This is a genomic window from Pseudomonas sp. SWRI50 (genome assembly GCF_014269095.1).
Lineage (GTDB): Bacteria > Pseudomonadota > Gammaproteobacteria > Pseudomonadales > Pseudomonadaceae > Aquipseudomonas > Aquipseudomonas kermanshahensis.
Map to the genome: position 1 here is coordinate 126,273 of NZ_JABWRW010000012.1, position 21,990 is coordinate 148,262.

The window sequence follows — 21,990 nt, forward strand, 5'->3', positions numbered from 1 at the left end:
CGGTCCGGGGGCTGTAAGCATTACAGGTTCTCAGTCAAGGGGCGCGTCTGTTATGGGGAATGTGTAGCTTGTTTGATAGACCTCGCTTTTTAATGTGAACGTATTATTTTTTTTGTCGATACTGATCAGAATGCCACGGTCGTAATATTCGTTGCCGTTCCCTGTCCATCGGGTGATTTTGATTTCCTTGTTCATGTTTTTTTCCAGGTACGCAATTTTCTTAGTGATCAGTTCAGCCTCTTGATCTTTTTTAAGCCTGTAAGCGTCTTCGGCTTCCTTGCGGGCGTCGGCGGCTTTTTTCGCTGCGGCTTTCGCCTCGTCGGCCGCGCTTTTGGCTTCCTCCGCCGCTTTTTCTGCGTCACCCGCTGTTGTTGCGTTGTCGGCTTTTTCTCTGGCAGCCTTGGCTTTGCTGGCTGCAGTTTTGGCTTCGGTTGCCGCTGTATTGGCCGTCGCCAGTTGATCTGCAGCTTCGGTGGCTTTGAGTGCATCGGCGTTGGCGTCGTCCTGCGCGGCCTGACTCGACGCAGCAGCCTCCTGATCGGCCATCCTGGCCTTGGCCAAGGCGCTAGCTCGGCGCTGGATTTCAAGACCCTGCGCAGCCAGGCTTGCAGCGACTGCGTCAGCGGCTGCTTTGAGTGCGTCGTCTCTCGCCGTTTCTGCTTTGGTGGCTTCGGTATTGGCTTCGTTCACCTTGCCAGAGGCAGCCGCTTCCTCGGTTCTTTCTCTGGCTATTGTGGCTGCGTTAGCAGCGTTCTTCGCATCAGTGACTGCCTGCGTCGCTTTGAGCTTCTCGCCCGCTGCCACTGAGGCATTCAACGCCGGGGTAGCGGCAGCGGCTTCGGCGGCGAGCTGGGCTGCGATAGCCGCCTGTTCGGCCTTCTTGGCGCGGGCAACTGCCTTGTCGGCCTTGCCAGTCGCTCCAGATGGATTCTTAGTCGGGGCGGGGGGGTCGACGACGTTAACACCGGTTATCTGCAGTAATTTTTTTACATGCTTACGAAAGTCGGCCGAGCCGTCCAGCGCTGAGTAGATGACATGCACTTTAATATCATCGAGCTTACAAGTGTCACCCTCAAACAAACTGGAATTATTTTTTGCGCCACGCGGAAATTCGAGCCTCCAGCTGGAAAGCAATCCGGTCCCTTCGAATGGCTGGTAGCGAGACTTATCGGGAATTGAGGGTTGCAGGTCGTAGTTGGTGAATTCTTGTTTAGGTGACCAGATGGCAATCTTTTGGCCGGGGTTCAGATTTAGCATTATGTTATTGGGGTCGCCACCGTCGACACCGTAAAGGAACGTCGCGCCGTCGGAATCATCCTTTAGCAACACCCTGTTGGCGGTCTGGTAGAGCATGCCCGAGGGCGAAGAGGGTTTAGTGCTACCCCTGTATGTGAACGTGAGAAAGATGCGCTCGATCCTGCGCAGATAATGGCCGGGGAAGTGCTTGTCGAAATGGCGGGGGGCCAGATCGAAAAGAATTTCATCTTTTTTCAGCGCTTCTTCAAGTGTCTTTCCGCTGAAGCCGAGGTCCGTCACCAGGGAGAGCTCAGCGTGAATATCCAGTGGCCGATGGTTCTCACTAATGGCGGCCAAGTCCATCAGCATCAGGTCCCGTGCCAGGGCTTCGCCGGCTAGCATACCGCGCCAGTTATCCAGCCAGGCGCCGGGTTTGATCCAAGTGCTCTTGAAATTACCCAGCTCATACTGCAGGCAAGACTCGGCCATCAGGCACAGTGACAGCGTGGCATCATAGGCGGCGGCGTAGATTTGCGAGAGCCGGCCGATCAGCCACAGGTAGGTGGTGCGGCTGGGGAACACCGAGGTCATCACCTCATACTCGGCCTGGTGGGCTGCGCGGGTGGCGTGGGCTTCTTGCAGGGCGATGTTGGCGGCCTTGAGCTGCACGTCCCTTTCGCGCAGTTGTTTGTCGAGGACGGCGAGTTCGAGGGTGGCTTGCTTGGCTTCGTACTGCCATTGTTTGGCACGGAGTTGGAATTCAGCACTCTTGTCGAAGACGTTACCCTGTGTTTCCAGTAGTTCTGAGACTGATTCGATGAGGTTGGCGACCGCCTCGGGTGCCTCTTCAGGTGACCAACCACCTATTGCAGCTCCACCGATAGTGGGTAGAAAAGACATAGCGGAAGTAAGGGCATAGAACGGAGATGCGGCTATGCGGGTGCCATATGAAGCGGTCCAATACGAGAGCGCAGACTCCTCCAGGCTTTTAACCCCGACGTCGTTCAGTTCCTGGTAGTAATCCAGACGTTGCTGCACCATCGCTTTGCTGGTGAGTAACGTCTCACGCTCGCGCTTGGCCAACTCCAGCGCCTGTTGCTGAAGCTGGTAAGGGAAGTCCAGCAGTTTGATCAGGTTGCACTTGCTGAGCAATTCAAGCTGCTGGTTGGCTTCGGCCTGGTAATAGCCCAGCAGCGTATGCCCCATGCCGATCAGCTGTTCCACGGCCTCCCGGGCGAATGTGCGCGCCTCGTCATAACGGCAAGGTGGCACCTGCGGGGGCGTGAGCCTGGCTACCGGACTCTCGCTGGCGCTGGTGTGCCCCTGGGCGAGGCGCTCCAGGAAGTCGGGGTCGAGCATGATCGGCACGGGCTTGCCGTCCAGGCTCAGGCCGTGGCGCAGGTTGAACAGGCGGTTGCGCAGCAGGTTGCGCAGCTCGACCAGTTTGTTGTTCAGCGGCGGGGTGAACTGGTCCGGGGTGGCTTGTGCCAGCGTCGGCGCATCGGCCGGGGCGCTCGACAGGTGCTCGGGCAACAGGCCGATCAGTCGCAGGGCCTTGTCGTAGCATTGCGCGGCGGCCTCCAGCGTGGCCAGGGTGAGCTGGCGGTACAGTTCGTCACCCTCGCGTTGCCAGTTTTCCACCACGAACAGGTGAAGCGCTTTGCGGTAGCGCTCGGGCTCGGCATAGGCGATCAGGTCGGGATCGTCGGTTTCCGCTATTTTTCGATAGGCGCCATGGTCATCTCGGATCGGCTTGCTCAACCAGTACTGCGGGGTGTCCTGGTCTGTTCTCCAGGTACGGTAAGGGTCGAACAAGCGGCCGGTGCACCACTGCCAGGCACCCCGGTAGTCGCGGTTTTGCCGCAGCAGCCAGGCAATCAGCAGCGGGGCATGGAAGAACAATTCCCAGAAATACATGCCGTTGGCACCGCGGAAGTCGACGGTACTGCTGGTGCCGCCAGGTTCCAGGCGCGGTTCGGGCAGGTGCTGGGTCGGCCAGGACAACACCTGCATGACCGACTGCGTGGCCTCAGCGACCAGGCGCTTGCCGAACAGGGTGTTCAGGCGCAGGTAATTGACCGATAGGGCGTTTGTGGGGTCCGCTTGATTGACTTCGGACAAATCCAGGTAGAGGGCCTGCTCGGCATTGCGCCTGATGTGTACGCTGTCCACGGCATCGTCGGCGTCGTCCACCAGATTGTAGATCAGGGTCGTTTTCCAACGGCTAGCAAGATAGTAGAGCTCAAAGTCAAATGAATAGCTTTTGATGGCCCGATCACGGCTGATGGGGAGCTGAAAAGCAATCGTGCTCTGGCCATCGAGGGGGACTTCATCGGTGAAGACGGGTGGATGCTCGGGGCCGAAACGGAGCAGGATGCGAACGCAGGCCTCAGGTTCAAAGTGCCGAAGGCGAATGAGCGAGTCCAGAAGCTGCACCAGGGCCTGGTCAAGGGGCGCGTTTACTTCAGCCAGGATGGCGGACTTTTCCATTGCGATGTACGTGCTAACGGCATCGAGCTGGCCTGCGTGCTGCGCGCGAGTGATGGCCGCATGGACCGAAGTCCTGCCAGTAGAGCGCTTCGTAATATCTTTGGGCGGGTCCTCTGAATCCGGGTTTGAAGTGTAGCGGGCGCTCAAAATGGAGCGCTTTATTTTGCCTAGATTGTCCAAGTGAGTGGGGCTGGTTAAGGCAGATTCTAGGTCTGTTAGACTGTATTCTTTGAGATTGTTTGAGTCTGCGATAGATAAAGGTTGTTGGAGGGTGGCTAGGGTTTTAGTTGTTGGTGATACTGTGGCTGTAAGCGTTGGGGTTGCTAGGATTAGATTCTTTTTTTCAAGTATGACGCTTAATTGCGTGGTGGCTGCATCGTGTTCTAGGGCTAGTTCTAAGGGTTCATCAGAGGAAGTATAGATGTAAGCGCTAGTGTGGTTTCTCGGTACGGGCTTGCTGTATGGGTCAGAGGTGCTGTTGAATAGGTTGATGGAAGTTGATGTACCTTCATCTACTCTAGCGTGCGTGGAAAGGTTGGTGATTTCAACGCTGTTGACGGTTGTATTTGTTATGAGTATTTCGGTTTTATGTATGAGGAAGCTTGTTGTTGTAGAGTTGGCGGAGGTTGTAATACCTGCCATTGCGAGTTCTAGGATTTTTAGTGTACCAATGGTCCCGAGTTCATTATCGATTAAGGTGATCTCTGGGTGTTGATAGAATGGACGCCCTTGAAGATTATCAGGGGTTATTAGTGTTCTAAGTATGTGTTTTTTTTCGTCTATCAGGTTTTTTTTACTAATTTTATTCGCGTGGTTATCAATGAGCATTTTGGCAAAATTGGCATGTTCAAGGCGTTCCCATTTGGGCTCGTCTTTTTGGTCTTCTACAATCTGACGAGGCCCAATATAGGGATGCTGCACCGTGCGCGGGTCACGGAAAAGGGCTATCCAGTTTTTTACCAGTCTTTTCTCAATGGTATTGTCTTTCGAACTGGCCTCATCCAATGTCTTGGTGTCGAGCAGTAGGAGATCCTTGCCAATCAGGAAATACTCGTTGTCTCGCTCCCAGGTGCTGGTATTGACGTTGCCCTTCGAATCCTTGACCTTCTCCACATCGAACAACATCACCATCAACCAAGGGTCATTTTCGCGTCCCCCCAGTTGATTCACCATCACCATCAAACCCGCCTGGAACTTCTTGGTCTTCAAGAATTTGTTCAGAGTGCCTTTGCTATCTTTACTTTCATCAAAATGTCCTGCCGCATCATGCCCATCCAGCCGCATCAACACATTGGCCGGGCTCCAGTTCCCGTCGATCTGCTGGAAGGCGAAGCTCACCCGCAGCGCATGGTACTCGCTCGGTTTTTTGTCCGGTCCCATGGGAATTGCCGCGGTGTCCCGCTCGACCCACACCACATACCGGCGCCCGGCGATGATGACCGGTCGGATCAGGTCTACTTCCGTACGTTGGTCATCTTCGTTTTTTTGCTTCTCCAAGAGTTCCTGTGCAAGGGTCTCAGCGGTTTTGTCTTTAGTTGCTGGGTCGTTCTTCTTAGTCGTAATTTCTTTCTTGACACCCTCGACCACCGGCAATGGCCCCTTGACCATCTCGCCATTCATTGCCAGCGTGATCTCCTCCCACTCCCCCCAGGCCAGCATGCTCGGTGCGTTGTCGGCGTCGCGTTGTTTCATGTCCAGCGTGCGCCAGTAGTACTGGGGTGGCTCGACATTGCTCTTGCCGATGAAGTGGTAGGTATCGCTCAGAGGATCAATACCGCTGGCGTACGCCGAAAGCGGCTGGATATTGCTGACGTGCTCGAAGGTACTCAGGTAGCCGAGCAGGGCGGTCTGGATTTCGTCCGGTGTGCACTTGCCTTGGGCCAGCTGGGTTTCAAGCTCGGCGAAGGCGCTGCTCGTGCGCGTGCGGCGCGAGGGGTCGATGAAATTCTGCGGTTCGTTTTGGGCATCCTTGCGCAGTTTCCAGCGCTCGAAGCTGCAAGAAAAATTATCCCACTCGTCGCGCATGGCTTGGGGGATTGCCTTGTCGCCATAGCCGTCCTCCAGGCGTGAGTGGATCTGCTGCAGGTAGCGCTGCAGGCTGGCGATCGCCGAGAGCACCCGGGTGGTAAGCGGTTCGTGAGAGACCTGCAGGTCGATCAGCAGGTAATCGGCCAGGGCTTCAGGGCTTTTGATCCGTTTGAGGTCCTTGTGCGGGGCGGCCCAGTGCACCAGCATCCATTGCATCAATGCATCGCGCCAGGCCAGCTTGAGCTGGGCATCCAACGCCTGGCATTGCTGGCTGGAGCAGCTCTGGCGCAGCGCGATGGCCGCCTGTTCGAAGGCGTTGTCATCTGTCGACTCGGTGAGTGCGCCGATGACCAGCAAGCCATCCACCGACAGGCCTTGCCGGCTCGCCAGCTGTGTCAGTTGCAGTACCCGGGCCAAGGCGTGCAGCGTGGTGGGCAGAGGGATGCCGAGCTTGGCCAGGCCACCCTGGTCGTGCCCTAGCAGTGCTTCCAGGTCGGCCCAGGCCTTGGCCTCGCCTGAGGCGTCGAGCGGGGTTCGCACCTGCTCGAGGTAACGCAACAAGTCCGGCTCGTGCTTGTCGGTGGCCAGCCCGCCCAGCAGTGTTGTGTAGCGACCAAGCTGGTGCAGGGTGGTGAGGTCGAGCGGGCGAGGGATGGCGCCGAGGTTGAAGTGGTGCGGCATGATCTGGTCAAGGGCGGCATGCCCGATGCCGAACAGGCTGACCGCGCGGCTGTAGCGCTGCAACGTCAACCACTGCGCCCGGTCGTCTGCGGTAAAACACTCGAGCGGTTGGCGTTTGCCTTTTGACTTCTGCACTTCTTGGTGAACGGCATCGATGCGGTTTACCAATACGTCTTCATCGACTGCGACCCATTGCAGCAGTGGCAGCAGGTGCTCCTTGCTTGGCAGGCCCAGCGCGGTGCTCAGTTCCTGGCGCAGGTCGAGTTTGCCAGAGGCTGCTTTCTTCTTGGACGCGTACAGGTCGAACAGGGTTTTTAACCCAGGCTCTTCCAGTGGCCCGTCGTGGAGGAGCACTGCCATGTCCAGGGCGTTGACGCTCTGTTGGGCAACCCACTCCATCGTTGCCATCACCCCGGCGATGGTATCGACAATGTCTGCTTGCGGTTGCGTGGCAACGGCGGCGTCGGCGATGCTCGCCTTGTCGTCCTGCAAGGGTTGCGGCTGTGCCCCTAGGCTCGGGCGGCCGGCCAGTTGCTGCTGGTAAAGCGGGGACTGCTTCATCAACAGCTTCAGGACGATCCAGCCTTCCAGCTGCGAGGTGCCGAACAGTTGCGTGAGCGTGGCCAGGCGGTAGCAGGCCGACACCACCGCAAGCGAGCGCTGTGGTTTGGCCAGCGCTTGTTCGGTCGTGACGGTGTCGAGGATGGCGCGCAGCACGAGGGGGTCGACTCGCAGCGCCAACCCCAGGCGCTTGACGGTCAAGGCATCCTCACCCGTGGTGGCATTGGGGTCGAACGGCTGGTCATCGAGCACCAGCACATCCGTCAGTTTTTGCCCTTCGCTATCGTGCCGGGGCGCGAACACGCTGTCGTAGAACGACAGCTGACGCTCGGTGCCATGGCAGGGGATTTCGTGCAGCAGTGCTGCAAACTGCAGCGGCTGTACCTGGTACTTCTGTTGCAGATGGCGGAACAGGCCCAGGGCGCGCAGGGTGCTGGTAGTCAGCTGGTACTGGGCGGGGCGTTGGCCTTCGGCGTGCAAGGCCGCCATGACCAGGGCATCGGCCTCGTCGGAGGCCAGGCCAAGTGCACGCTGCAGGCGCAGGATGCGTTGCAGGCGATCGATATGCTGGGTGCTGATCCCAGCGATCGTGATGGTCTTCTTGGCGGTTTTATTTGCACCGCTCGATGGCGCATCGGCCTTCTCGGTCTCGGCGGCGTCCAACAGATACAGAGGGGCGCCTCCAGCGTTGATGAACGCTGCGCCGTAGGCTTTGCTCGAAGCCTCAGCCACCGTTTGGCTGGTGACGTAAGGGCTGCGGGTCACAGAGGTGTTATGTTTGCCGAGGGCGCTCACGGCCAGCAGACGGCGCAGCTCCCTGCGTGTCAGGCCCAGTGCCCGGGTCAGTTGGTAGGTGGTATCGAGGTTGCCTTTCGGGCCCGTGGCGAGGATGTGGAACTGCGTCTTGTAGAAGTCTTTCGCCGCGCTGGCGGGGTGCAGCAGCAGGGTCCGCAATTGCGGCGAGAAACCGCTGCTCAGCAGCGCGGCGTTGTGCTGGGCGTTAAGCGTTGCAGCATCGAAGCTGAAGGCGGGCATGCCCATGTTCACGCTGTACAGCAAGTCCCACAGGGGCAGCTGCTTCATGGCCAGCGTGGCCTTGATCGCTTCCCAGGCGTTGTGGAAGGGAACATTACCCTTGTACACGCCCTCGGCCACAGCCCTTGGCAAGTCCTTACGCGCCACCCCCGCATGCCGCTCGAGCACCTCGAGCACGATGTCGATCTTCGCCAGGCTTTTACGGATGTTCCTGTTGTTCAGCTTGAGTTGCAGCAAGTCCGGGCGGCGAGTCTGCAGGGTTACCGGCTCGGCGACCTTTGCCTGTATCTGCAGTTCTTCTATCAGGCCCTTGAGATGGACCAAGTAGGCTGGCCGCTCATTGTCCGCCCATGGCGAGGCTGGTGCGCAACGTTCCCGGGTATCGGGGAACAGCTTCATGTAGGTGGCAGCGTCCGAGCGCTCCGCGGGCGTGTCGTTACTGTTCGCGGTGATGAGGTCGTTCATGCCCAGCTCCCTTGCGCTGCGGTCGGCGGCCCAGGCTAGGGCCAGTGATCGAAGCGTATAGGGAGAGTGGAACGTGCACACCTAGCAAAAATGACAGGTGTAGGGTGGGTCGTAAGAGGGGGGAATCATTGATAATCCGGCGGTGTCAGCGAAACCTTATCGCCTCGCCAAGCGCTTCGGCCAGTTCGCCTAGCGTGCGGTAATCGCGATCCAGAGGGATACCGTGGCATATCTCCAGCCACATTAACGCGAACTCACACTTGTCCTTGTCCAGGTGCGCAAGGCGAGTGCCCGTGTCGGGATCGACCACACCAGCATTCTGGAAGCAGTCGATTACATGCCGTGTGATGTCCACGATGATGAGTTCTCCTGCCCGCAATAAGGAGAACTCATCTTCAGCACAACCGGCAGGCGCCGCTACTGGCAAAAATATCAGTAGCGGTGGTCTACCCTTAAGCCTTCACCGGTGGCTCCTGGCTCGGCGGGTCGCCCACCGTTGGCGGCACGGTCGGCTTGATCGGCAGCTCGTCCGGATCCTTTTCCGGCACGGGTGGCGGCAAGCTGGGGTCGTCGATGTTTGGATCGGGGGTTTCCGGTGGAATGGGAATGTTCATGGCCTGACCTCGCGTGGGTGAATGAAGAGGTGCTGCAGGCTCTGACTGTCAGGGGCTGCCGTTCGCTCAATTTATTTGAACCCCTACGCCCGCGCCCGGCTCTGAACCCTTACCGCCACCAGCCTAAGGGAGCAAGGTCCGATGTCACGAAACGAGCCCTTCGAAAGCGTGCCCATGGCGAACGATCACCCAGACCAGGCCATCAGCCTGGCCCAGGCGCTGCTGGCGCCGCGCATCGTGATCGAAAGCACGCAACCTGCGCTCGACGGCGGCACGTTCGCCACCAAGGCCATCAGCGGCCAGGCGGTCGCGGTCAGCAGCAAGGTGTACAGCGACGGCCATGACCGCCTCGCTGTGATGCTCAACTGGCGCCAGGCCCACAGCCGACGCTGGCACTGCGTGCCTATGCATTCGCCCGGCAATGACCTGTGGCTGGGCGAGTTCACCCCAACGGAGCTGGGCCCGCACCTGTTTAGTATCGAGGCCTGGATCGACCCGTTCGCCACTTATTGCCACGACCTGGAGAAGAAGTACCACGCTGGCGTCGAGGTCAAGCTGGAGCTTGAGGAAGGCCGTCTTCTGCTGGGCAAAGGCGCAGAGCGCAGCGAGGGCTTCTTGCGTGAACAGATCGTAGCCTTGCAGGCGCGGCTGCCGACACTGCCTGAGGATGACCAGGTGGCGCTGTTGCTGGGCCCTGAAGCCACACGGCTGATGACCGAAGCCGAGCACCGCAGCTACCTTACCCGCAGCAGCGAATTCCCCGTCGACGTCGACCGCCCGGCGGCGCAGTTCGCCAGCTGGTATGAATTGTTCCCGCGGTCGATCACCGACAGCCCCGAGCGCCATGGTACCTTCAACGACGTGCACGAACGCCTGCCGATGATCCGCGACATGGGCTTTGACGTGCTGTACTTCCCGCCCATTCACCCGATTGGCAAAAAACACCGCAAGGGCCGCAACAATGCCTTGCAGGCAGCGCCCAATGACCCAGGCAGCCCTTACGCCATCGGCAGCCCCGAAGGCGGCCACGACGCCATTCACCCGGAACTGGGCACCCGTGAAGACTTCCGTCGCCTGGTGGCCGCGGCTGCAGAGCATGGCCTGGAAATCGCCCTGGACTTCGCCATACAGTGCTCGCAAGACCACCCTTGGCTCAAGGAGCACCCCGGCTGGTTCAGTTGGCGCCCCGACGGCACCATCCGCTATGCGGAAAACCCGCCGAAAAAGTACCAGGACATTGTCAACGTCGACTTCTATGCCCCAGAGGCCGTGCCTTCGCTGTGGTTGGCCCTGCGTGACGTGGTGGTTGGTTGGGTCGAGGAGGGCGTGAAGACCTTCCGCGTCGATAACCCGCACACCAAACCGTTGCCGTTCTGGCAATGGCTGATCGCCAATGTGCGCAGCCAGCACCCGGACGTGATTTTTCTGGCCGAGGCCTTCACCAAGCCGGCGATGATGGCGCGCTTGGGTAAGGTCGGTTACACCCAGAGCTACACCTATTTCACCTGGCGCAACAGCAAGCAGGAGCTGCGCGAGTTTTACGAAGAGCTCAACCAGCCGCCGTGGAGCCTGTGCTACCGGCCCAATTTCTTCGTCAACACGCCAGATATCAACCCGTTTTTCCTGCACACCTCGGGGCGGGCGGGCTTTCTTATTCGCGCGGCCTTGGCGACCATGGGCTCGGGGTTGTGGGGTATGTATTCGGGTTTCGAGCTGTGCGAAGCCACGCCGCTGCCCGGCAAAGAGGAATACCTGGACTCGGAGAAGTACGAAATCCGCCCGCGTGATTTCACCCAACCCGGCAACATCATTGCCGAAATCGCCCAGCTCAACCGCATCCGCCGGCAGAACCGTGCCTTGCAGACTCACCTTGGGGTGGCGTTTTTCAATTGCTGGAACGACAACATCCTGTACTTCGCCAAGCGCACGCCCGAGCGCGACAACTTCATTTTGGTGGCGATCAGCCTCGACCCGCACAACGCCCAGGAAGCCAGCTTCGAGCTGCCGCTGTGGGAGTTGGGCCTGGACGATAACGCCGACACTGTTGGCGAAGACCTGATGAACGGCCACCGCTGGACCTGGCATGGCAAGACCCAATGGATGCGCATCGAGCCCTGGCATCAGCCGTTTGGTATCTGGCGAATTGAAAAGGCCCGTTAGGCCTTCAAGCCGGGGGCCGCTGTGCGGCCCATCGCCGGCAAGCCGACTCCCACAGGGGCCGGCGTCGGCTGCGAGCTTTGCAGTCAAATGACAGGCCCGGTGCTGCCTGTGAAACCAGCACAAAACCTGGGGGAGCTGGCTTGCCGGCGATGGGCTGCGCAGCAGCCCTAAAACCAGGTAGCGCGCATCCGCAGAATTGAAAGGAGTCACCCATGGCCAAGCGTTCCCGACCAGCAGCCTTTATCGATGACCCGCTGTGGTACAAGGACGCGGTGATTTATCAGCTGCACATCAAGTCGTTCTTCGATGCCAACAACGACGGCATCGGCGATTTCGCCGGGTTGATCAGCAAGCTCGACTACATCGCCGAACTGGGCGTCAACACCCTCTGGCTGCTGCCGTTCTACCCCTCGCCACGGCGCGATGACGGCTACGACATCGCCGAGTACAAAGCTGTGCACCCCGACTACGGCAGCATGGCCGATGCCCGGCGCTTCATCGCCGAGGCGCACAAGCGCGGCCTGCGGGTGATTACCGAACTGGTTATCAACCACACCTCCGACCAGCACCCGTGGTTCCAGCGCGCCCGCCTGGCCAAGCGGGGCAGCAAGGCACGCGACTTCTACGTGTGGTCGGATGACGACCAGAAATACGACGGCACGCGCATCATCTTCCTCGACACCGAGAAGTCCAACTGGACCTGGGACCCAGTCGCCGGCCAGTATTTCTGGCACCGCTTCTATTCGCACCAGCCAGACCTGAATTTTGATAACCCGCAAGTGCTCAAGGCGGTGATCGGGGTGATGCGCTTCTGGCTCGACCTGGGCGTCGACGGCCTGCGCCTGGACGCCATCCCCTACCTGATCGAGCGCGACGGCACCAACAACGAAAACCTCCCCGAGACCCACCGGGTGCTCAAGGCGATCCGTGCCGAGATCGACGCCAACTACCCCGACCGCATGCTGCTGGCCGAAGCCAATCAATGGCCCGAAGACACCCGCCCGTACTTTGGCGAGGGCGATGGCGACGAATGCCACATGGCCTTTCACTTCCCGCTGATGCCGCGCATGTACATGGCCCTGGCCATGGAGGACCGCTTCCCGATCACCGACATCCTGCGCCAAACCCCGGAAATCCCCGCCAACAGCCAGTGGGCGATTTTCCTGCGCAACCACGATGAGCTGACCCTGGAGATGGTCACCGACCGCGAACGCGACTACCTGTGGAACTACTACGCCGAAGACCGCCGCGCCCGCATCAACCTTGGCATCCGCCGCCGCCTGGCGCCGCTGTTGCAACGTGACCGACGGCGCATCGAACTGCTGACCAGCCTGCTGCTGTCGATGCCGGGCACACCGACCTTGTACTACGGTGATGAACTGGGCATGGGCGATAACATCTACCTGGGCGACCGCGACGGCGTGCGCACCCCCATGCAATGGTCGCCGGACCGCAATGGCGGGTTCTCTCGCGCCGACCCGCAGCGCCTGGTGCTGCCACCGATCATGGACCCGCTGTACGGCTACCAGACGGTCAACGTCGAGGCCCAGTCCCACGACCCGCATTCGTTGCTCAACTGGAACCGCCGCCTACTGGCGGTGCGCAACCAGCAGAAGGCGTTTGGCCGTGGCAGCATCCGCATGCTCACGCCGAGCAACCGGCGCATCCTCGCGTACATCCGCGAGTACACCGACCAAGAGGGCAACAGCGAAGTGATTCTTTGCGTGGCCAACGTGTCCCGCGCCGCCCAGGCCGCGGAACTCGAGCTGTCGCAATACGCCGATAAAGTGCCGGTGGAGATGCTAGGCGGCAGCGCCTTTCCCCCGATCGGCCAGCTGCCGTTTTTGCTGACATTGCCGCCCTATGCTTTTTACTGGTTTCTGCTGGCGTCGCACGACCGCATGCCCAGCTGGCATATCCAGGCCACCGAGGGGTTACCCGAATTGACCACACTGGTCCTGCGCAAGCGCCTGGAAGAGCTGCTCGAGGCGCCTTCCAGCGAGATGTTGGAAAGCTCGATCCTGCCGCAATACCTGCCCAAACGGCGCTGGTTCGCCGGCAAGGAAGGGCCCATCGACCAGGTTCGCCTGCGTTATGGCGTGCGTTTCGGCACGGCCACCACGCCGGTATTGCTCGGCGAACTGGAAGTGCTCAGCGATGGCGTCGCCAACCACTACCAACTGCCGTTCGGCCTGTTGCCCGAAGAGCTGATCAACAGCGCCTTGCCCCAGCAGCTGGCATTGTCGCGCGTGCGCCGTGGCCGACAGGTTGGTTTGATCACCGACGCCTTCGTCCTTGAGCCATTCATCCGCGCTGTACTGCGGGCCTGCCAGGAACGCCACCGGCTGCCCTGTGGCAATGGCCTGGGCGAGCTGCGTTTCGAGTGCACCGAACAGCTTGCCAAGCTGGGGCTCACCGAAGAGAGCCCTGTGCGCTACCTCAGCGCCGAGCAGTCCAACAGCTCGGTGGTGGTTGCCGATCGGGTGGTGCTCAAGCTGATCCGCCGGGTCAACCCAGGCATTCATCCAGAACTTGAGATGAGCGCCTACCTGACTGCGGCGGGCTTTACCAATATTTCACCGTTGCTGGGGTGGGTCAGCCGTGTGGACGAGCACGCCACCCCGCACCTGTTGATGATCGCCCAGGGCTACCTGAGCAATCAGGGCGATGCCTGGGCCTGGACCCAGAACACCCTGGAACGGGCCATCCGCGACGAGATGGAACCGACCAGTTCCGCCAGCGAAGCCCATACCGATGCTTTGGCCGAACTCGATGGCTTTGCTGCCTTGTTGGGCCAGCGTCTGGGCGAGATGCACGTGTTGTTGGCAGCGCCAACCGAAGATGCGGCCTTTCAGCCGCGCATAAGCGATGCCCAGGACAGCGAGCGCTGGGGCACCCAGATCACTGCCGAGCTGACCCACGCCCTCGACCTGCTGGCCCAGCACCGCGACAGCCTGGACAGCGACAGCCAGGCGTTGGTCGACGACCTGCAGCAACAGCGCGACGGCCTGACCCAGCACATCGACAACCTCGCCCGGCAAGCCCAAGGCGGCCTGTTGATGCGCGTGCATGGCGACCTGCACCTGGGCCAGGTACTGGTGGTGCAGGGTGATGCTTACCTGATCGATTTCGAGGGCGAACCGGCGCGCCCACTGGAAGAACGCCGGGCGCGTCACAGCCCCTACAAAGATGTCAGCGGCGTGCTGCGATCCTTCGACTATGCTGCTGCGATGATTCTGCGCAACGCCTCTGCGGTGGACCTTTCCGACCCGGCGCGCAAGGCTCGGCAACGGGTTGCCAGGCACTACCTGCACCAATCCCGTCATGCGTTTGTCGAGGCCTATGGCTTGGCTACCGCTGCCATGCCCCACGCCTGGCAACAGGCCGAAGGCGAGCGCGCCGCGCTGGAATTGTTCTGCCTGGAAAAGGCCGCGTACGAAATTACATACGAAGCTGAAAATCGACCGAATTGGCTGGCCGTGCCTTTGCATGGCTTGCATGGACTGATCAGTACCTGGGGAGAGTCATAGATGAATGCAACCACGCGTGATACCGGCGGTCTTCGGCAACGGGACCTCGACGCCCTGGCCCGCGCCGAGCACGCCGATCCATTTGCGGTACTTGGCCCCCATGGCGACGGCGCCGGCGGGCAGTGGGTCCGCGCCTTCCTGCCCAATGCCCTGAATGCGCGCGTACTGTCGCGCCACGACGGCCGCGTGCTCGCCGAAATGGTGCAGGCCAGCTTGCCTGGGCTGTTTACCGCGCACCTTGATGACGCACAGCCCTACCTGTTGCAAATCGGCTGGGCCGGTGGTGAGCAGGTGACCGAAGACCCGTACAGCTTTGGCCCGCAGTTGGGTGACATGGACCTTTACCTGTTCGCCGAAGGCAACCACCGTGACCTGTCCGGGCGCTTTGGTGCCCAGCCGATGCAGGCCGATGGCATCGACGGCGTGTGCTTCTCGGTGTGGGCGCCGAATGCGCGGCGGGTGTCGGTGGTGGGTGACTTCAACAATTGGGACGGCCGCCGCCACCCGATGCGCCTGCGCCACAGCGCTGGGGTGTGGGAGCTGTTCGTGCCGCGGCTTGGCGTGGGTGAAACCTACAAGTTCGAAGTGTTGGGCAAAGAGGGCGTGCTGCCGCTTAAAGCCGACCCGCTGGCCCGCGCCACCGAGCTGCCGCCGAGCACCGCGTCGAAGGTCGCCGGTGCCCTCAGCCACCCCTGGCAAGACCACGACTGGATGGCGCAGCGTGCGCAACGTCACGCCTACAACGCGCCCCTGTCGATCTACGAATTGCATGTCGGCTCGTGGCAGTGCGAGCTGGATGACTTGGGCGAGGTGGCGCGTTACTACAACTGGCGCGAGCTGGCCGAGCGCCTGGTGCCCTATGTGCAGGCGCTGGGCTTTACCCACATCGAACTGATGCCGATCATGGAGCACCCCTTCGGCGGCTCCTGGGGCTATCAGCCCCTGTCGATGTTCGCGCCCACCTCACGCTACGGCAGTGCCGAAGACTTCGCCGCCTTCATCGATGCCTGCCACCAAGGCGGTATCGGCGTGATCCTCGATTGGGTGCCGGCGCATTTCCCTACCGACGAGCACGGCCTGGCACGCTTCGACGGCACGGCCCTGTACGAATACGAAAACCCCCTGGAGGGCTACCACCAGGACTGGAACACGCTGATCTACAACCTTGGGCGCAACGAGGTGCGTGGCTTCATGCTGGCCTCGGCATTGCTCTGGCTCAAGCAGTTCCACATCGACGGCCTGCGTGTCGATGCCGTGGCGTCGATGCTGTACCGCGACTACTCGCGCAAGGCCGGCGAATGGGTGCCTAACCGCCATGGTGGGCGCGAGAACCTGGAGGCCATCGATTTCATCCGCCACCTCAATGGCGTGGCGGCACACGAAGCCCCTGGCGCGTTGATCATCGCCGAAGAATCCACCGCCTGGCCCGGCGTCAGCCAGCCGATCCAGCAGGGCGGCCTGGGCTTTGCCTACAAGTGGAACATGGGCTGGATGCACGACACCTTGCACTACATCCAGAACGACCCGATTCACCGCACTTATCATCACAACGAGATGAGTTTCGGGCTGATCTATGCCTATTCCGAGCACTTCATCCTGCCGATTTCCCACGATGAGGTGGTGCACGGCAAGCACTCGCTGATCGACAAGATGCCAGGCGACCGCTGGCAGAAGTTCGCCAACCTGCGTGCCTACCTCACGTTCATGTGGGCGCACCCGGGCAAGAAGCTGTTGTTCATGGGCTGTGAATTTGGCCAGTGGCGCGAGTGGAACCACGACAGCGAGCTGGACTGGTACCTGCTGCAGTACCCCGAGCACAAGGGCGTGCAGCGCCTGGTCGGCGACCTTAACCGCCTGTACCGCGAGGTGCCTGCGCTGCATGAGCAGGACTGCCAGCCCCAGGGCTTCCAGTGGCTGATCGGTGATGACGCGCAAAACAGCGTGTATGCCTGGCTGCGCTGGAGCAGCAATGGCGAGCCGTTATTGGTGGTGGCCAACTTCACCCCGGTGCCGCGCGAGGGCTACCGCATTGGCGTGCCATTTGGCGAGCGTTGGGAAGAGCTGCTCAACAGCGATGCCGAACTGTATGCCGGCTCCAACGTGGGTAACCTGGGGGCGGTGGTAAGCGAAGCCGTCACCAGCCACGGGCAGCCGTTGTCGCTGGCGCTCAACCTGCCGCCGCTGGGCGTGTTGATCCTCAAGCCTGCCTGAGCGGGGCAAACATTGCCCGTGTAGGAGCAGCCTTGTGCTGCGAAGAGGCCGGTGAAAGCACAGTGACTCTAGGCTGCTTTCACCGGCCTCTTCGCAGCACAAGGCTGCTCCTACAGGCAGGCATACCATCGCATGCGCAGCACAAGGGCTATAGGCCGGCTACCACCGCATCCGCACCCCAAGGCTGCCGATCAGCCCATTGAGGTCATTGTCATCCACATCGCTGCTGTAATCCGCACTCACGAACAGCGCCACATTCGGCGTCACCCGCGCCACCAGGCCCAACCCTAATTCCACAGTGGTCGAGTACCGCGAGCTGGAGATCTTGTCGACCTGGTCCAGCTTCACCTCTTCAGCATTGCTGAAGTCATACCAGACGTTGGTGCGTACATAGGGTTCGATGGGCATGCCGCGCACTTCGTAGCGCCCGGACAATTTGGCACCGACCCGGCCGCTCCAGCTGGGCTGGCTGTCGAACGCCTGCAGCGTCTCTTCCTGCACGCGGCTGCCGGGGAAAAACTGTTGGTTGATCAACTGCGCCTGTGGCTCGATCACCCAACCGCCGCCCAAGCCGATCGGGAAGCCGCCTTCCAGGGAGAAGGTCATGGCATGGCCGCTGTCGTCCAGGCGCTGGCCGCTTTCGCCACGGCCATTGATATCGATGCGCGAACCCATGGCCACGGCATCCAGGTGCCAACCCCGTTCATGGGTCATGCTCCAGTACACCCCCAGGCTCTCGCCACTCAGGTTCACCGCATTGCGTTGCTTGTCGCCCAGCAGCGGGCGAATACCGTTGAAGCTGCTTTGCAGGTTGTTGTGGCCGACAAAAATCCCCGCGCGGTGCACATTGCCTGCGCCGGTCTCGCGCAGGAACAGGTCTGGGCCAACCAGCAGTTGCTGGCTGGGGGCTTCGAGCTGGTCAGGCGGTTGTGCACCGGTGCGCGTGGCACCCGGGAAAAACTGCGACCACTGGCTGGCGACCAGGTCCGATGCCGCCTGCCCGTGGCGTTCGGTCATTTTCTCCGAAAACGCGTTCAATGTGCCGAGGCTCACGCCGCTGGCGCTGACCGGGTCGAGCGATAGCTGCGGCATCGCCGGTTGTTGTAGGAAGCTGGGAGAGGTCGGGTCGTCCTGCAGTTCGAACGCGAAAGTTTCCACTGGGGTTGCCAGAAGCAGCGACGTGGAAACCGCGTAGAAAATGCTGTCGAAGCACAAGGGATTCGAGGTTCTTTTCATGGCGGATCTCCGTTTATTTTTGTGGTACAGCCCAAGGACCTGGCCTGTTGTCACGAGCTGTACGGCAAAAACAGTGGGCGACCCAAACCAGCACGCCTGCTTTTGCAAACGCGCACGAAGGCGCGAGCTAGAGGCCCGGCGCGAGATCTTTACGACTAGATAATGTTCAGCTAAGGAGAGGGAGCGGCTTGCGTCAAGAAAGCGTGAAGGTTGTGTTCATTGCACATGATTTGGTTCAAGTGGCTGATTTGTTGAGTTAAATGGTCGGGTATAGCAAGGTTCGCTATTTGTGGATGCCTGGCTATGAAGAATGATTGCTACAGCTTGACCTCGACCGACAGCGGCAGATGGTCGGAGAGGTGCGTCCAAGGTTTATGCCCCAGAATCTGCGGCGCATGGCTTTGCGCATTGCGCAGGTAGATGCGGTCCAGGCGCAGCAGCGGCATACGCGCCGGGTAGGTACGTGCGAGGTGGCCGTGGTGCCGTTCGAACGCTTCGTGCAGGTCGTTGCGCAGGCCCAGGGTGCGATTGCCGCGCAGCTTCCAGTCGTTGAAGTCGCCAGCGATGATAACGGGTGCACCTTCGGGCAGAGACTCGAGGAGCCTGCGCAGCAACTGCAGTTGCTGTTGGCGATGGCTCTCCAGCAGCGACAAGTGCACGCAGATGGCATGCACCTGATGCGGGCCAGGTACATCGAGCACGCAATGCAGCAAGCCGCGGCGCTCGGGGCCGGTGATCGACACGTCGAGGTTGCGGTGTTCGATGATCGGGTATTTCGAGAGCAGGGCGTTGCCGTGGTGGCCGTCGGGGTATACGGCATTGCGGCCGTAGGCGAAGTCGCTCCACATGCTGTCAGCGAGAAATTCGTACTGGGACGTCTGCGGCCAGCCGGGGTAGCGCGCGGCGTGGCGATCGTGGCTGCCGAGCACCTCCTGCAAGAACACGATATCGGCCTGGGTACTGCGCACCGCTTCGCGCAGTTCCGGCAGGATGAAGCGCCGGTTGAAGGCGGTGAAGCCCTTGTGGGTGTTGACCGTCAGCACCCGCAGCCGGTGCACGGCTGGGGCCTGGTCAACAGTGGCGAAACCGGGGCTGCTGGCTTCGAGCTTCACAGGGGCTCCCACAAGGTCATCATCGGGGCGGTTTAATGCTAGGACCTGCCTGGGGTAGGTGGGTTCACTCGTCCTCGTGCTGCAACACCATCAACAACATCGAGCGCCCCTTCACCTCGAAGGTACTCTCGAACTGCAAGTGCTGGCCCTTGCGCAGCTCTGGCCGATCCGTGTCGACCAGGCAGCTCCAGTAGTCCCCGTCGGGCACCGCCGGCAGCTGGAACGGCACGGTGTCGTGGTGGGCATTGACGATCAGCAGCACCGTCGCCTCGGCGCCGGGCCGGGCGATGCCGCTGACCTGCGCGCGCCCGTCGATCAGCATGCCCAGGCAGCGGCCATGAGGGTCTTCCCACTGCTCGACGCTCATCTCGCTGCCATCCGGCGCCAGCCAGGTGACATCCTTGACCCCGATTGCCTCGTTGTAGTCGCCGACCAAAAAGCGTGAGCGGCGCAGCACCGGGTAGGCCAGGCGCAGCCGGGTCAGGCGCTTGACGAAGGCCAGCAGCGCGGTGCCGTCTTCGTCCAGGTCCCAGTTGACCCAGCCGATCTCGCTGTCCTGGCAATAGGCGTTGTTGTTGCCATGCTGGGTGCGGCTGAACTCGTCGCCAGCGACAATCATCGGCGTGCCCTGGGCGAACAGCAGGGTGGCGAAGAAGTTGCGCATCTGGCGCATGCGCAGGGCATTGATTTCAGGGTCTTCGGTAGGCCCTTCAGCGCCGCAGTTCCAGGACAGGTTGTTGTCGGTGCCGTCCTGGTTATTCTCGTCGTTGTCCTCGTTGTGCTTGCCGTTGTACGACACCAGGTCGCGCAAGGTGAAGCCATCGTGGGCGGTGACGAAATTGACCGAGGCATAGGGGCGCCGACCACGGTTGTTGAACATGTCCCCTGACGCGGTCATGCGCGAGGCGAAGTCGGCCAACTGGCCTTCGTCACCTTTCCAGAATGCCCGCACGGTGTCGCGGAAGCGGTCGTTCCACTCTGCCCAGCCCGGCGCGAAGTTACCCACCTGATAGCCGCCAGGGCCGCAGTCCCAAGGTTCGGCAATCAGTTTGACCTGGCTCAGCATCGGGTCCTGGCGGCACGCCACGAGGAAGCCGTGGCGTTCGCTGTAGCCGTCGTGGTAGCGGCCGAGGATGGTGGCCAGGTCGAAGCGGAAGCCATCCACATGCATCTCGCCGGCCCAGTAGCGCAGCGAGTCGGTGACCAGTTGCAGCACGCACGGGTGGCTCAGGTCGAGGGTATTGCCGGTGCCGGAGTCGTTGATGTAGTAACGCTTGTCGTCGGGCATCAGCCGGTAGTAGGAGGCATTGTCGATGCCGCGCATGGACAGCGTCGGGCCACGCTCGTTGCCCTCGGCGGTGTGGTTGTAGACCACATCCAGGATCACCTCCAACCCGGCGTCATGCAGGTGCGCGACCATCTCCTTGAACTCGGCGATCTTGCCGCTGGCGAGGTAACGGGGGTGTGGTGCGAAGAAGGCGATGCTGTTGTAGCCCCAGTAATTGTTCAGGCCTTTGTCCAGCAGGTGCTGGTCGTTGACGAAGGCATGGATCGGCAGCAGCTCGATACTGGAAACGCCCAGCTCTTTGATGTGCTTGAGCAGCTCGTCGTTGGCCAGGCCAGCGAAGGTGCCGCGCAGTTCTTCCGGCACCGCCGGGTGGCGCATGCTGATGCCGCGGGTGTGGGCTTCGTAGAGGATGGTGCGCTCCCACGGCACCTGCACGCGCTGATCGCGGCCCCAGGTGAAGGCCGGGTCGATGACTTTGCATTTGGGCACGAAGGGCGCGCTGTCGCGTTCATCGAACGACAGGTCGCCGTCGGGGTGGCCGATGGTGTAGCCGAACAGCGCCTCGGACCATTTCAGGCTGCCGACCAGTTGTTTGGCGTACGGGTCGATCAGCAGCTTGTTGGGGTTGAAACGGTGGCCGTTCTCGGGCTCGTAAGGGCCGTAGACGCGGTAGCCGTAGACCAGCCCCGGGTGCGCGTCGGGCAGGTAGCCGTGGTAGATCTCGTCGGTGTATTCCGGCAGCTCGATGCGTTCGATTTCCTGCTCGCCGGTGGAGTCGAACAGGCACAGCTCGACCTTGGTGGCGTTGGCCGAGAACAGGGCGAAGTTGACCCCAAGCCCGTCCCAGGTGGCGCCAAGGGGGAAGGGCATGCCTTCGCGAATGCGCGAGGGGGCGACCGAGCGGGTTTTCTTCGGGGTACGGGGGCTCATGGCAGTCCTCGAGTGACCGTGGTGGAAGGGGGATATGTAGGCCTGACCGGGCCCCTTCGCGGGGCAAGCCCGCTCCCACAGGATCATCACCACGCTTGAGGCAGTGGGGCCCTGTGGGAGCGGGCTTGCCCCGCGAAGGGGCCCGGTCAGGTTTAACCGGCGGCGGGCTTTTTCACCGCCCGGGGCTTCTTCACAGCTGCAGGTTTTGCAACCGGTTCTGCCGCTGCCTTAGGCTTGGCCGCCGCCTTTTTGCGCGGTGCTGCCTTGGGGGCAAGTGCTTCAGCTTCGGCAAGCTTGCGCGCCATCTCCCAGTGGCGTTCCTCCTCACCCACAGGCTTACCTTCCGATTCCCAGATCTGGTAGGCAAATTCACGGATACGTTTCTCATCGACACTCATCATGACGCTCCTGAT

10 protein-coding genes are annotated in these 21,990 nt (G+C 61.1%); 3 read left to right on the forward strand and 7 right to left on the reverse strand.

Features of this window, described 5'->3' with window-relative positions:
• Nucleotides 1-30: 30 nt before the first annotated feature.
• The 3 genes from HU750_RS14900 to HU750_RS14910 all read right to left on the reverse strand — a co-directional run bounded on the left by HU750_RS14900 (nt 31) and on the right by HU750_RS14910 (nt 9,110).
• Nucleotides 31-8,496, reverse strand: coding sequence for a Tc toxin subunit A-related protein (locus HU750_RS14900; RefSeq protein ID WP_186680854.1), 8,466 nt, complete (start codon nt 8,494-8,496; stop codon nt 31-33).
• Nucleotides 8,497-8,641: 145 nt separating this feature from the next.
• Nucleotides 8,642-8,851 carry a hypothetical protein gene (locus HU750_RS14905; RefSeq protein WP_225935621.1) on the reverse strand — a complete coding sequence of 70 codons (210 nt, stop codon included), beginning with the start codon at nt 8,849-8,851 and terminating at the stop codon, nt 8,642-8,644.
• Between the two features lie 97 nt (nt 8,852-8,948).
• On the reverse strand, nt 8,949-9,110 hold the full coding sequence (locus HU750_RS14910; RefSeq protein ID WP_186680856.1) for a hypothetical protein: 162 nt from the start codon (nt 9,108-9,110) through the stop codon (nt 8,949-8,951).
• Nucleotides 9,111-9,251: 141 nt separating this feature from the next.
• On the opposite strand from HU750_RS14910, the gene HU750_RS14915 reads away from it, so the two are divergent.
• From HU750_RS14915 to glgB, 3 genes are all read left to right on the forward strand, one after another.
• Complete coding sequence (locus HU750_RS14915) at nt 9,252-11,270, forward strand: alpha-1,4-glucan--maltose-1-phosphate maltosyltransferase (RefSeq protein ID WP_186680858.1); 2,019 nt, start codon at nt 9,252-9,254, stop codon at nt 11,268-11,270.
• Nucleotides 11,271-11,482: 212 nt separating this feature from the next.
• A complete protein-coding gene (gene treS / locus HU750_RS14920) occupies nt 11,483-14,800 on the forward strand; it encodes a maltose alpha-D-glucosyltransferase (RefSeq protein ID WP_186680860.1) in 3,318 nt (1,105 codons plus the stop codon).
• A complete protein-coding gene (gene glgB / locus HU750_RS14925) occupies nt 14,801-17,011 on the forward strand; it encodes a 1,4-alpha-glucan branching protein GlgB (RefSeq protein ID WP_099454766.1) in 2,211 nt (736 codons plus the stop codon). It abuts the gene before it with no gap.
• 159 nt (nt 17,012-17,170) lie between these two features.
• Here the strand turns inward: glgB and HU750_RS14930 are convergent, their stop codons facing one another.
• The 4 genes from HU750_RS14930 to HU750_RS14945 form a co-directional block, all read right to left on the reverse strand.
• Entirely contained in the window at nt 17,171-18,247 is a 1,077-nt protein-coding gene (locus HU750_RS14930; protein ID WP_186680862.1) for an autotransporter domain-containing protein, read from the reverse strand.
• Nucleotides 18,248-18,564: 317 nt separating this feature from the next.
• Nucleotides 18,565-19,359, reverse strand: coding sequence for an endonuclease/exonuclease/phosphatase family protein (locus HU750_RS14935; protein ID WP_085272611.1), 795 nt, complete (start codon nt 19,357-19,359; stop codon nt 18,565-18,567).
• A gap of 64 nt (nt 19,360-19,423) precedes the next feature.
• Complete coding sequence (gene glgX, locus HU750_RS14940) at nt 19,424-21,577, reverse strand: glycogen debranching protein GlgX (protein ID WP_186680864.1); 2,154 nt, start codon at nt 21,575-21,577, stop codon at nt 19,424-19,426.
• A gap of 152 nt (nt 21,578-21,729) precedes the next feature.
• A complete protein-coding gene (locus HU750_RS14945) occupies nt 21,730-21,978 on the reverse strand; it encodes a DUF2934 domain-containing protein (RefSeq protein WP_186680867.1) in 249 nt (82 codons plus the stop codon).
• Nucleotides 21,979-21,990: the final 12 nt, after the last annotated feature.